The 13,107-nt window shown below is 40.2% G+C and carries 14 protein-coding genes and 1 tRNA gene; 10 read left to right on the plus strand and 5 right to left on the minus strand.

The annotated features are described in order from the left end of the window. Positions 1–122: 122 nt before the first annotated feature. Genes cobA through H6G83_RS06835 form a run of 3 tightly spaced genes read right to left on the minus strand, consistent with a single transcriptional unit; the run spans position 123 to position 2,040 of the window. The gene (cobA, locus tag H6G83_RS06825) at positions 123–890 is read right to left on the minus strand and encodes a uroporphyrinogen-III C-methyltransferase (protein WP_190468916.1); all 768 of its coding nucleotides are present in this window, start codon (positions 888–890) and stop codon (positions 123–125) included. Continuing rightward, positions 887–1,600 carry a sirohydrochlorin chelatase gene (locus tag H6G83_RS06830; RefSeq protein WP_190468919.1) on the minus strand — a complete coding sequence of 238 codons (714 nt, stop codon included), beginning with the start codon at positions 1,598–1,600 and terminating at the stop codon, positions 887–889. Before H6G83_RS06830 ends, cobA begins: the two co-directional genes overlap by 4 nt. A 56-nt stretch (positions 1,601–1,656) precedes the next feature. After that, positions 1,657–2,040 carry a DUF4359 domain-containing protein gene (locus H6G83_RS06835; RefSeq protein ID WP_190468922.1) on the minus strand — a complete coding sequence of 128 codons (384 nt, stop codon included), beginning with the start codon at positions 2,038–2,040 and terminating at the stop codon, positions 1,657–1,659. A gap of 124 nt (positions 2,041–2,164) precedes the next feature. Here H6G83_RS06835 and H6G83_RS06840 point away from each other — a divergent pair. Continuing rightward, positions 2,165–2,237, plus strand: a tRNA-His gene (locus H6G83_RS06840). A 342-nt stretch (positions 2,238–2,579) separates the two neighbouring features. Here the strand turns inward: H6G83_RS06840 and H6G83_RS06845 are convergent. After that, positions 2,580–4,955, minus strand: a complete 2,376-nt coding sequence (locus H6G83_RS06845; RefSeq protein WP_190468925.1) for a transglycosylase domain-containing protein — start codon at positions 4,953–4,955, stop codon at positions 2,580–2,582. Between the two features lie 386 nt (positions 4,956–5,341). On the opposite strand from H6G83_RS06845, the gene folK reads away from it, so the two are divergent. After that, positions 5,342–5,857 (plus strand): 2-amino-4-hydroxy-6-hydroxymethyldihydropteridine diphosphokinase, encoded by a 516-nt coding sequence (folK, locus tag H6G83_RS06850; protein ID WP_390821368.1) that lies wholly within the window; start codon positions 5,342–5,344, stop codon positions 5,855–5,857. A gap of 83 nt (positions 5,858–5,940) precedes the next feature. Continuing rightward, entirely contained in the window at positions 5,941–6,489 is a 549-nt protein-coding gene (locus tag H6G83_RS06855) for an NUDIX hydrolase (protein ID WP_190468928.1), read from the plus strand. Between the two features lie 3 nt (positions 6,490–6,492). Here H6G83_RS06855 and H6G83_RS06860 read toward each other — a convergent pair whose 3' ends face one another. Continuing rightward, positions 6,493–6,651, minus strand: a complete 159-nt coding sequence (locus tag H6G83_RS06860; RefSeq protein WP_190468931.1) for a hypothetical protein — start codon at positions 6,649–6,651, stop codon at positions 6,493–6,495. Positions 6,652–6,795: 144 nt separating this feature from the next. Between H6G83_RS06860 and H6G83_RS06865 the strand changes: the two genes are divergently transcribed. The 7 genes from H6G83_RS06865 to H6G83_RS06890 all read left to right on the plus strand — a co-directional run bounded on the left by H6G83_RS06865 (position 6,796) and on the right by H6G83_RS06890 (position 12,854). Next, complete coding sequence (locus H6G83_RS06865) at positions 6,796–7,233, plus strand: deaminase domain-containing protein (protein WP_190468934.1); 438 nt, start codon at positions 6,796–6,798, stop codon at positions 7,231–7,233. 24 nt (positions 7,234–7,257) lie between these two features. Next, complete coding sequence (locus H6G83_RS06870; protein ID WP_190468937.1) at positions 7,258–8,151, plus strand: hypothetical protein; 894 nt, start codon at positions 7,258–7,260, stop codon at positions 8,149–8,151. Positions 8,152–8,194: 43 nt separating this feature from the next. Then, on the plus strand, positions 8,195–8,587 hold the full coding sequence (locus H6G83_RS06875) for a hypothetical protein (RefSeq protein WP_190468940.1): 393 nt from the start codon (positions 8,195–8,197) through the stop codon (positions 8,585–8,587). A 310-nt stretch (positions 8,588–8,897) separates the two neighbouring features. After that, a complete protein-coding gene (locus tag H6G83_RS06880; RefSeq protein ID WP_190468944.1) occupies positions 8,898–10,469 on the plus strand; it encodes an NAD(P)H-hydrate dehydratase in 1,572 nt (523 codons plus the stop codon). Between the two features lie 42 nt (positions 10,470–10,511). Next, on the plus strand, positions 10,512–10,640 hold the full coding sequence (locus H6G83_RS35820; protein ID WP_277876286.1) for a hypothetical protein: 129 nt from the start codon (positions 10,512–10,514) through the stop codon (positions 10,638–10,640). Continuing rightward, positions 10,630–11,994 carry an AAA family ATPase gene (locus H6G83_RS06885; RefSeq protein WP_190468945.1) on the plus strand — a complete coding sequence of 455 codons (1,365 nt, stop codon included), beginning with the start codon at positions 10,630–10,632 and terminating at the stop codon, positions 11,992–11,994. The genes H6G83_RS35820 and H6G83_RS06885 overlap by 11 nt, the downstream gene beginning before the upstream one ends. Then, a complete protein-coding gene (locus H6G83_RS06890) occupies positions 11,991–12,854 on the plus strand; it encodes a DUF4435 domain-containing protein (protein WP_190468948.1) in 864 nt (287 codons plus the stop codon). The genes H6G83_RS06885 and H6G83_RS06890 overlap by 4 nt, the downstream gene beginning before the upstream one ends. Positions 12,855–13,107: the final 253 nt, after the last annotated feature.

Below are 13,107 nucleotides of genomic sequence, written 5' to 3' on the forward strand. Positions count from 1 at the left end.
GTTCAGTTGACAGTTGACAGTTATCAGTTATCAGTTATCAGTTATCAGTTGTTCTCCTCTGCTCCTCTGCTCCTCTGCTCCTCTGCTCCCCTGCTCCCCTGCTCCCCTGCTCCCCCACTCCCTCATCTCCCCTTGAGTAAACTGTGCATCTTGACTACTGAACCTATAACAGCGATCGCCGGGGCTTCAAATCCTGTTTTTTCTACTTGTTCAACGATTGTGCCTAATTCGCCAATTAATTCTTCTTGTTCGGGACGTGTTCCCCAACGTACTAAAGCAATTGCTGTCTGTAAGCTCATTCCGGCTTGATTTAGCTGTTCCACAATATAAGCTAGGTTGTGGATGCCCATGTATATGACGATGGTTTCTGAACCTTGGGCGATCGCTTGCCAATCTACTTTCGGTTTATACTTGCCTGCTGCCTCATGCCCAGTTACGAAAGTTACTGAAGAACTATATAAACGATGGGTTAAAGGAATCCCGGCGTAAGCTGGAGCGGCTATTCCCGATGTAATACCCGGCACAACCTCCACGGGAACACCAGCCGCTATTAAGTCAGCCATTTCTTCGCCACCACGACCAAAAATAAAAGGGTCGCCGCCTTTGAGCCGCACGACAATAGCATAATATTGGGCTTTCTCGATTAATAATTGGGTGGTTTCGTCCTGCAATAGTGAATGTCGCCCCATCCGCTTACCTGCGTTAATTTGTTCGGCTTGGGGATTGATCATTGCCAAAATTGCTGGACTGACTAAAGCATCATAGATGACTACATCGGCACATTCTAATATGCCTTTACCCTTGAGCGTCATTAGCCCAGGATCACCAGGCCCCGCACCTACTAGATAAACTTTACCTAAATCTTTCCCCTCGTTTTCTGTGCGGTTCATGTATAAATCAAATCCCCAATTAATTCAGCTAATTCTCCACTAACTCCTAGAGGTGCGGCTAAGTATAAACTCACCCCTGGAAATTGTAATTTTAGCTCGTTAATTGCTTGAGCGATCGCATCAGTTATGCCACCAGAGAATAAAAAATATGGCAAAATCGCAATTTCCCGATAACCAGCAGCAACTAATTCTTCCACCCTAGATTCTAAACTAGGAGCGACAGACCAATAAGCAGCAACAGCCCCTATATTTGCTGCCATTGTTTCCACTGGTTGTTGAGAACCTGGGCGACGGCTACCGTGAGATAACAATATCCAAGCTTCTGCTTTTATACTAGCGATTTGTTTCTGGAGAAATGTCTGTAAACCTTGATGAATACCCAAATATGGTTGTAATTCAATCAAGATATCTTGACTGAGCGCCTGTTGTGCCTGTGCTACCTCATGGGGAATATCCGTCATCACATGAACACCAGGAAGGAGAAACAAGGGTACAATTTTCAGATGACGACACCCAACAGCGATCGCAGTTTGAGCAAAACTTTTAATCTGCTGATGTAACGGTTCAGCAGCTAATTCCAAATATCCTGTCCCCACCAGCTTTTGAGTCAGATGTAGTTTTTCCGCCACCAGCAGTGCTAATTGCTGCATAGCAATTGCTGGACGCGGATCTCGGCTACCGTGGGATACCAGTAAATAAGCAGATGACATGAGCGATCGTAAATTCCGTAACTGTTTTTACTATGCTACAGAAAGTCAATAGTCCCTTACTGTTCTTGTGCCGTATAAGTATAAAAGTTATTAAATGCTCCCACAGTTTCAAATTTGTAAGAAGGGATCAAATCGCTGATTTTTAATTCTGTACGGTAAATGCTGAAGAGAAAAAAATCTTGCCTTTCAGTGGTAGCTGAGAGGAGTTGACGTATTTGGGGATTAGCCGAATCTATCAGTTTGTCACAATTGTAGTTAATTAAACTTTGTAAGAACTTCGTTGTTTTATTACAGACATCGCTTTTTAAGTAACCCGTCAGCCGTTGCACAGCGTAGTCTTCATATTCAGCCTGATTAGGATTGGTTTGAGCCATTGCTACTCCCAACACAGCCGCTAATCCTAATGCTCCTATCGATGCCATGAAGGTCAAGGATTTCATCTTGCTAACTTTGATTCGCTAATTAAATTTGCATTCCCCAGACTCTGAATCAGTAAAGTCCGTTCCTAAGAAAAAAATTCTGGATCATTTCACTAAACACGTGCTATAATCAAGAATGTCAATGGCGAGCGTAGCCAAGTGGTTAAGGCAGTGGATTGTGGTTCCACCACTCGGGGGTTCGAGTCCCCTCGTTCGCCCTTTTTCGTTAAAAGATAGCACAGTATTTAGATGCTGTTGTTCGGCCTGCGATCGCCTTGCCAATACGATCCTAGCTGGTTAGGCATATATTGAAAGCGCAGGCTGTGGTGAAGCGTAATAAAGATTTGCAAAGCTGCGCCGAATTTTAGATTTTTTTAACGCAGAGGAACGCGGAGGAACGCGCAGAGGTTGTTTAAAGATATTTCGCTGAGAAAAGAATTAGGAGCATTTTCACAGAGTACATCGCTCATAAAATTGAGAAAACCTCTGCCTTCCTCTGCGCTCCTCTGCGTTTCAAAAAATTACGAGTTGTGACGTAAGTTCGATGAATCTCTCCCTCCCTAGTTAGAAGTAGAACTGGGTCTAAGTCTGTCGCGCCAAGAAGGTGTGGATGTGGAGGAACTAGAAGAAGCTGAGGAGCGAGAACTATTCCTCCTGGCTGAGGATGAGGCACGTCTTGACCGACGCGGTGAGGACGAGTCTGAGTCTACGGTTGAGCTGTATCGTCTTCTCCGGCGACGCGGTGCTTCTTCACTAACAGTATTGGTGGTAGTGGTGGTAGTAGCGGCTTCTTGGCTACGATCGCGTCTCCTTCTTCTTCTTGGTCTATCCTCAGATGATGAGTTATCTTCTGTTTGTTGTTGGTAATAGCGTCTTCTGCGTCTTGGCGATGAGTCGTTATCATCTGCTGAGTCGTCATTCGATTTGAGTGAACCATTGATGATTTTTCTGCCCTTGATGGGTTGTGCCTTAATAGTGCCTTTGCGACCTTCTAGTTTGAGTCTTTCAGGAAACTTCTCGACTGGCATTCCCTCAACGGCTTGTTCCATAAACTCATGCCAAGCATAAGCGGCGCTACCACTACTGCCGTAAGTGGGGCGATTGTCATCATTTCCTAACCAAACTCCTGTGACTATTTGCGGGATATAACCAATAAACCACAAATCGCGGGCTTCGTCGGATGTGCCTGTTTTACCAGCTACGGGTCGATTAGGAAGTTGGGCGGCGGCTCCAGTCCCGCTTTCGACGACGTTGCGTAACATCCAGGTCATGATGGCGGCGCTATCAGCATCTAGGGCGCGTTTGGAGTTAAACTTGGCTGACCAAATTACCTCCCCGTTACGGTTGAGGATGCGGCGGATACCGTGAGGTTCTGTGTGTAAACCTTGGGTGGCAAAGCTGCCGTAAGCGCTGGTTAGTTCTAATAAGTTGACTTCGTTTGAGCCAAGGGATAGAGAATAATGAGGTTTGAGTTCGGACTTGATGCCCATATCTTTGGCTAGTTTAATTGTTGGCTCAAATCCCACATCTAACAATACCTTGAGGGCGACTACGTTCACCGAACGGGTGAGGGCATCGCGCATGGTCATCATACCCCGGAAGCTTTCGCTGTAATTCTTGGGTTCGTAACCATCGATCACAAAGGGAGCATCTAAGTAACTATCGTAGGGGCTTTTGCCTGTGGCGATCGCGGCTGCATAGACAAACCCCTTAAATGTTGACCCTGGCTGGCGTTGTGCTTGGGTAACGCGGTTAAATTGGTATTTGCTAAAGTCTTTGCCCCCAACCATTGCTTTAATTTCACCGCTACGGGGGTCTATAGCCACCAAAGCTGCTTGTTTAAAGTTTTGCCAGCTTCCCTGATTTTCTAGTGTTTTAGTAACGGCTGCTTCTGCTGCTTTTTGCCAAGTTGGGTTGAGGGTGGTTTCTACAGTTAAGCCCCCAGTGGCTAACACTTGGGGCGAAACATACTTGGGTAATTCTTTTTGAATATAGCTACTAAAATAGGGGGACTCTACTTGTAGTCGCTTGGGCAAACTTGTTTTTAAGGTCAGTGGTTCTTGGACTGCGGCTTGTCTTTGGGCTGCGGTGATAAAACCCTCTTTTTCCATGCGTAGCAACACCGAATTTCGCCTTTGTATGGCGGCTTGCGGGTTTTTGTCGGGAGCGAATACGCTAGGCGCAGGCGGTAAGCCGGCAATTGTTGCCGCTTCTGAGAGGGTCAGTTTATCTACTGGTTTACTAAAATAAACCCATGCCGCATCTGCTACACCGTAAGCCCCACCACCCAAGTAGACCAAATTTAAGTAACGTTCAAGAATTTGGTCTTTGGATAACTCTTGTTCCATTTTTTGAGCCAGACGGGCTTCTTTCAGTTTGCGCCAAACTGTACGCTCTTGTTTGAGGAAGAGAATTCGCGCTAATTGTTGGGTGATGGTACTACCACCTTCTACCACATCTTGCGATCGCAAATTATTAACTACTGCTCTGACAATCCCTTGGGGATCAATTCCATTATGCTCTGGAAATCTACTATCTTCAGAAGCCAGAAAAGCATTTTTTAAAGTTTCGGGGATTTGCTCCAGTTTCAGTTGTTCTCTGGTAGCTTCTCCCTGCTGCTGTAATATACTACCATCCGCAGCTTTGATCGTCATTGTTTGCTCCCGAACACTGGCTTGCAGTTGGGATTTATCTGGTAAATTCCTATCTACTTCTCCTAAAACATAGTTAAAGGCAACGATGGAGCCACCTACACTTAACCCAGCCCAGAACCATAGACGGCGATAGATTGGTTTTTCGCGGCTGGTGAATCTACTCACGATCCCAGACGTTATACCACTTATCTTGTGCAATATTTTCTTGGGTCTTACCACCTGTGTTTGTGGTAAGCTCTCCTTTGTCGGTTGATCTTGCTCGTAACGATCAGTAGGCGGCAAGCGCAGTTCCCCCTTACCAGAGTCACTTAAAATTAATAATCTCTTGCTTGAACCAGGAGGTTAATCTCTACAATAGTTCTTCGCAAAATATTTTGCACTAACCCCTAAGAGATAATCTAGGATTTTGTGCAGTAGGTTTGTGTTATTATAGTATCCCATAAAATCTTTCTCTAAATTCATCGCTGCATAAAAATGTTTCTCAGGAACTATTAGCAATTTGCCTCCAGATATATTTAATTAATATTGTTAATCCATAAATCTGATAAGATTAAATTTTTAGCACATTCAGTAGATATTTAATAGGTGTTTTGTAGAACAAATTGAATATTAGTAACAAAAGTATCCTCAAGCAAGGTGCAGAATTGACAAAAGGGATGCAGACAGTCATGGACTACGCCTCCTCCGGGGTAGGGAAGAGTCCGCAAACGGCGATCGCGCTTGGTAGTAATCTAGGAGATTCTTTAGCGACCTTAGAAGCAGCCACAGCAGAATTAGCAACTATTCCAGGTATTCAACTACAAGCAAAATCGAGTTGGTATATCACCAAAGCAGTAGGGCCACCACAGCCAGATTATTTAAACGGTTGCATCATCCTACAGGTAGAAATGAATCCCCAAGAATTGTTAGCAACGTTACTAGCAGTAGAACAGCAATTTGGGCGGGTAAGGCACCAAAGATGGGGGGCGCGATCGCTAGACTTGGATTTGTTATTGTATGATGACTTAATTATTGATACACCAAATCTCCAAATACCTCATCCGCGAATGCAGGAGCGAGCCTTTGTTTTAGTACCTTTAGCAGAGATTGCTCCTGACTGGGTAGAACCAATTTCCGGATTTGTAATTAGAGACTTGGTAAAAAAGGTAGACTGTTCTGATGTACATTTGTTAAAGGGCAGTTAAAACCATTACCCAGAGCAGAAAACGCTGATAGAACAAACAATTCCAGTGTTTATCTGTGCTATTTAAGAAAAACAATCTTAACTATGCCATTAGGTAGAGAATTACCACAGCTATTAAAGCAGCGCTTGTTCTATAAAGGACGCAAGTTTGATTTTGAAGTAAATCGCCTGCGTTTACCCAACAAATCCGAGGGAGAATGGGAGTGCATTCGCCACCCTGGAGGCGCTTTAGCTGTGCCTGTAACACCAGAAGGTAAACTTGTACTTGTGCGCCAATATCGTTTTGCTGTGCAAGGACGGATATTAGAATTTCCCGCCGGGACTTTAGAACCCACAGAAGAACCATTAGAAACAGTCAAGCGCGAAATAGAAGAAGAGACTGGTTATAGAGGGCAAAAATGGGATAAATTAGGCGAATTTTTCCTCGCACCTGGCTATTCCGACGAAATTATTTATGCTTTCCTGGCGCGAGATTTGGAAAAGCTAGAAACACCACCAAAACAAGACGAAGACGAAGATATTGAGACTGTGTTATTAACACCCGAAGAACTGGAAAAAGCTATTCTTCAGGGAGAACCAGTAGATGCTAAATCAATTACTAGCTTTTTCTTAGCAAGGCCGTTCTTGGTTTAGTCATTAGTAACTTATAACTAACAACAAAACTCCATCCTCTTGGGGGTGGAGTTTTTGATTAATTATGGTGGGACTGCGTTGTGGCAATGGTAAGAGGCTACCATGAAATTGATTGTGTGAGGCGATCGCAACAGGAGTCGCAATCTGATACCATTTCTCCATAAAGCTGCACTTAATACCTTAGATTATTAAGCTCACGCATACCGCTAAAGCGGAACTCGCAGAGTAGGCGCATTCGCGTAGCGTCTCGTAGAGAAGGCACAAAGGAAGAACATTTTATGAAGTGCATCGTTACAGAGAACTGGTATGAGAAAGGAGGATTTACAAAAAAGTGCTGCTTTAATTCGGGAGACGTATCTTAAAAAACCTATTGGTAGCAGCAATGTTGCAATTGCTGAGTTATACCTTGATGGAAATGTCGCTTTTTGTGCTGGCGCAACTTCTAAAGGAGGTCGCAAGAGTCCGATACCCAACATACCCACTCCTAAATCAGCAGGAGGACAATTTGAACCGTCTATTGACTCTCGTACAGAGCGGATGATGGATACTGATGCTGAATATAAAGTCTTATCCGAAATTGCTCATATTCTGGAAACGTATTACGATCTTCAAGTACAGGGAAAGCTTTATCTTTATACTGAGTTTCAGCCATGTGAAAGTTGTAGTAATGTTATAAAGCAGTTTGAAGAGAAGTTTCCAAATATAGAGGTAAAAGTGTTTTGTGACTACCCATATCCGCCATGATTACTAGAGAAACGAGGAAAATTTATGACTTCAACATGGAGTAATTCTATAGAAAAGAATTTATTTTTAATTTCCAAGTTACCCGATTCGCTTCAAGGGAAATTAATCAAGGCGTTTCAACAGCATTACGAAGAACTTTATGAACCAGAAGCAACAGCTTATCTTCAAGATGCTATAGATGATATTTTAACTGCATTTCAGAGTAATGATCCAAAATTAACTCACCTTCGTTATGTTTGGATGGCGTTGATATTTGCTGTTGTGGTAGAACCTACAGTTAAATATTATCAGCCTGATAATTCTGTGCCAAAAGCTACTATTAACAGAGTAGCTATTTGGTTAATAGAAACTCTAGCAGAACTACTTGATAGTAAAGTGAAATTTAATGAAGCTAGTAGAGAAATCGAGGCAAATGTTATAGTCAATCACCTTTTAACTAAAAAAGATACCAATTTTCAGGTATTATTTGAAGCTTTGAACGTTTATAAAAGTGTAGTTAAATCACTTGATGCTAATCAATCATTAGAGGCATTGCTAGATATTCTAGATGACTCTCTAGAGGGTTACGCCATCTTCCCAGGTTCTCAGGGCAGACGAGAATTATTTGATTGGTGGTTGTTAGAAGTTGTACCAGCAAGTTGGTATTTATTTTCTCCTAGTTATATATACTGCGTGAATAAATCTACTCACAGTAAACAAATTGCATCTTGTCAAATAAGTGAACTAAATCAAATTAGTAATTTAATGTGGTCGCTAATTAGGGAAAGCTATAAAAATAGGAGAAACACTAATAAAGACAAAGATATAAATCAACAATTTTTAAAGAGTACATCTGAGCATCATGAAGACAAAATAAAATCATATTTACAAATTCCACCTAATCAATTTATGATAAATGAATATGAAAATATTTGCTGAATGAAAGTTATATACAAGATTGAAACTTAAAGGTTGTGATAAAATGAGTGAACAACAAGATGTTCTGGCTGAAATTTTAAAAAAAATTCGTGAGAAAGAAGCTGATGAATTAGAGGATGAAGAAATAGAAAATAGAGAATATGGTGACGATTATGTTAATCAGCTTAAATATGCTTGCGAAAACTTACTTAAGAAAGAAAATTTTGCAGTTGGGCAAATTGTAAAATGGAAGAAACATCTCAAAAACCGCAAGCTTCCTTACAGAAATCAGCCTGCTATAGTCGTTTCTCTACTAGATAACCCTGTTATTAGTACAACGGATGAATCTGGTAGTCCTTACTTTTTAGAAACATTAGATATCATTTTGGGAATAATAGTTGATGATGGTACTTTCTTAACTTTTTATTATGATAGTAGGAGATTTGAGCAATATTGACAGTCAAGCTTTACTTTTCATTAAAATAAAAAATAAAAGGCTCACGAGCCTATAAAAAATTGCAAAATTATTCTAATATCTGCTGAGGAACAAATTTATCTGCTTGCATCTGCGTTTAATTATTCTTGTTTCTCACTAGTTTAAAAAAAGCTATATTTTACTTTGTTGTTGTACAGTCTCTTTATGAAGATGCAATTTATGGTTTGTTGTAGAGACGTTGCATGCAACGTCTCTACAGAATTTATTTGGTGCAACTTCTTACAGAATTGGTATGAGTTGGAAAATTACTTCAAATTTATGGTAAGGTGAAATGCTTAAGAGAAAAGAACACATTTCCCAAATCATAGTGACGGCTGCACAAATGCGCGACATTGAAGCGCGGATATTTGCAGCCGGAATGCCTGTATCTGCTTTGATGGAAAAAGTAGCAGGGTTAATTACCAGACGCATTCAAGATATTTTTGCACAAGCTAGTCAACAGTCAACAGTTACCCTTCTATCCCCCCAAGCCGGAATCCTCGTTGGGCCTGGACACAATGGCGGTGATGCGTTGGTTGTGGCGCGGGAATTACATTTTAGTGGTTATAAAGTTTGGATTTATTCGCCTTTTGATAAACTCAAGGAATTAACATCACAGCATTTACAGTATGCTCAGAGTTTAGGTATACCTTGTTATCAAGATATTGAACAATTACCAAATTGTGATTTTCTCGTTGATGGGTTGTTTGGTTTTGGTTTAGAAAGGACAATTACTGATCCCATTGCTGCTGCAATTAATCAATTTAATCTGTGGAATAAGCCGATTATTAGTATTGATTTACCTTCAGGTTTGCATACAGATACAGGTGAGGTTTTAGGGACAGCAATTCGTGCAACTTATACCTTGTGTTTGGGTTTGTGGAAGCAAGGTTTGTTGCAAGATCAGGCTTTAGATTATGTCGGTAAGGCTGAGTTAATTGATTTTGATATTCCTCTGGCTGATGTGCAAGCTGTATTAGGAAATGCAGCCATCAAACGCATTACATCAGCGACAGCGTTATCTACTTTACCTTTACCTCGTCCGCCAGTGACGCACAAGTATAAGGAAGGACATTTATTATTAATTTGCGGTTCTCGACGTTATGCGGGTGGGGCAATTTTAACAGCTTTGGGTGCAAGGGGTAGCGGTGTAGGAATGTTATCTATTGCTGTACCTGAATCTTTGAAGCATCTTTTAGTATCGCATTTGCCGGAAGCTTTGGTGATTGGTTGTCCAGAGACGGAAACGGGAGCGTTCGCTCAGTTACAATTACCTGAAAGGACAGAGTTGAGTTCGTTTAGTGCGATCGCCATCGGCCCTGGGTTAACCAAAGATGCTACATCTATTGTGCAGGAAGTATTAGCTAGCGATCGCCCTTTAGTCGTCGATGCTGATGGTTTAAATATTTTGGCACAGTTGGGAACAATCCCCACATTACAAAAGCGTCAAGCTGCAACCATACTCACACCCCATACAGGCGAATTTGCTAGATTATTTCCTGATATTGCTGATGCTAAAGATAGGGTGAAAGCTGTAAGGGAAGCTGCCGCCCGAAGCGGTGCAGTGGTATTGTTAAAAGGAGCGAGAACTGCGATCGCCAATCCTCAAGGTGCAGTTTGGATTAATCCTGAAAGTACGCCAGCTTTAGCGCGTGGTGGTAGTGGCGATGTGTTGACAGGGTTACTCGGTGGGTTGTTGGCGCAGGGAGTTAATAAAGAAATACCTGTAGAGGATATTGTGGCTACTGCTGCATGGTGGCACGCCCAAGCCGGTATTTTAGCAGCAAGTGAGCGTACAGAGTTAGGGGTGGATGCGTTTACATTGTCGCAGTACTTGTTGAGGGTGATTGCTGGACAATGGTAGTCTGCTCTAGACTTAGAGGTACTATGGCAGGTTGGAAGGAAGATGTGCGATCGTAACATTATCACTATTGAACCAGATAAAGGTGCTGAATTAACAGCAGAAGACATTCAAGCTTGTTTAGAGTTTGTTGCTGACAGTGAGTCTAAAGGACTTGATGAGTATGCGAATTAAGCAAATTTCCGTCAATGGCTTGTTTGGCATTTTTGACCATGTGATTCCATTAAACATGGATGAGCGAATCACTATTATTCATGGGCCAAATGGTTTTGGGAAGACAGCAATATTAAGGCTTTTGAAAAGCTTTTTTAACTCTAGATATTCGGAATTAATAGATATACCTTTTAAAAAGTTCAATGTTAAATTTGATGAAAATACCAATGTTGAAATAATCAAATATGATGAAAGTACAGACAAATCTGAAATTGATATTATTTTTAAATTTTATAAAGATAATTTAGAACATGATTATTTTACTCCAAAGCCAACAATTCGGTCTAACATTGATTTGGATTTTCAAATTGCTCTTTTAGATGAAATTATACCAGGATTAGAACGAATAAACTCTAAAGAATGGCTGTATGATCCAACTGGTGAAGCTCTTTCATTAGAAGAAGTTATAGAACGTTTTTATAATGTAATCCCTTCTAATTTCTCATTAAAATTGAAGCATCAAAAAGAACCTGATTGGCTAGAAAAATTGAAAAAAGATATTCACATTAGGCTTGTTGAGTCACAGAGGTTACTTAATTTTGTTCCGAACCGTTCTTCTATAACTTATCGAGGAACACCTTCAATGATGTCAACTGTTTCTGTTTATTCTGATGAACTTGCTGAATTGATGCAAGATAAGTTTCAGGAATACGGTAAAGTATCTCAGTCTCTCGACAGAACATTTCCTATCAGAGTAGTGAAACAACAGCCATCAGCAGATATAACAGATGAAGAACTGCGTCATAAGTTAAATGAACTTGAATCAACTCGTTCTCGTCTTATAGAAGTGGGTCTTTTAGATAAAGATGAAGATTCAGAATTTCAAATACAGCCACAAGATATAGATGAAAGCACTAAAAATGCCTTGGCTGTATATGTGGAAGATGTGGAAAAGAAATTGAGTGTTTTTGATGATATAGCAAGCAAGATAGATTTATTGAAGAAGATTATTAATAATAAGTTTGCTTATTCTTATAAAGAAATAAACTTTAGTAAAGAGAAAGGATTTATTTTTAATACTCTTTATAACTCATCATCTAATTCAAAAACTCTTTCAGCGACAGATTTGTCATCTGGAGAACAACACGAGTTAGTTTTGTTGTATGAATTATTATTTAAAGTTCAACCTAACTCATTAGTTTTAATTGATGAGCCGGAAATATCACTTCATGTAGGCTGGCAAGTTCAATTTTTAAAGGACTTGCAAGAAATTACTAAACTAGCAGACTTAGATATTCTTATGGCTACTCATTCACCTGATATTATTCAAGATAGGTGGGATTTAACGGTTGAACTGAAAAGGCCAGAAAAGTGAGAGAGTTTATTACAGTTGACCGCGAGGCTAATCAAATTAGATTACTCAGGCAAACTTATTCAGGCACTTTTTTATTAGTAGAAGGTGGTTCTGATAAAATTTTTTATGAGCGATTTGTTAATAAATGCTGTAAATTAGTTACAGTTTCAGGGAAGCCTTCTAGTAAACAGCGTGTTATTGCTGTGCTGGAAATTTTAGAAAAAGATAATTTTCAGGGTGTTTTAGCAATTGTTGATGCAGATTTTGAGCGGTTGACAACTTTGTTATATAGCAGTCCTAATTTACTTCGCACTGACACCCATGATGTAGAAACAATGCTGATTAAATCACCAGCATTGGATAAGGTAATTGCTGAGTTTAGTTCTGAAGAAAAAGTTACTCAGTTTAAACGAGATATTAGGTTAGCATTACTTGAAGCTGCAACTCCGGTAGGGTGTTTACTGTTGATTTCTTTAACTGAGGACTTGAATCTCAAGTTTGAGGGAATTAAATATAGTAAATTTATTGATGAAAATACTTTGCTAATTGATGAACTCAAACTAATCAAAGAAGTAAAAAATAAATCTCAAGCCTTTTCTTTAAAGGATGAAGAACTGCAAGAAAAAATATTAAGCCATAAAAGCAAAAATTATGATTCTTGGCAGGTTTGTTGTGGTCATCATCTGGTAGAAATTTTGTCTGTTGCTTTATGCAAAGCGTGGGGAACAAGCAAGGCTAGTGATGTTGAAGCAAACAGCCTTGAGCGTAGTTTGCGGCTTGCTTATGAAGAGGTTTATTTCCGCAAGACAGAAATATATTCAAAGATTCGTGTATGGGAAAGCAAAAATCAGCCATTTCAGGTTCTGCGGAATGATATGTAGTATTCTGCTTTGATATATGTCGGTGGAGAGTATCAAGCCGAAAAATAAATCTTTAGATAGATACATCATATTTTGGGTAAATGAGGTACGAGCGTAAAACCCAGAACCATGTAGAGACGTTACATATAACGTCTCTACAGTATTTCACAAATAGCGAAACTGCTGTATGTGGACGCTAATCATTTTACTCGCATCTCTAATGCTAGTTTTTAATATTTATTTATTATTATCTTAACGTGAATTTAATTTGAAT

It is taken from the genome of Anabaena azotica FACHB-119, from assembly GCF_014697625.1.
GTDB lineage: Bacteria > Cyanobacteriota > Cyanobacteriia > Cyanobacteriales > Nostocaceae > Trichormus > Trichormus azoticus_A.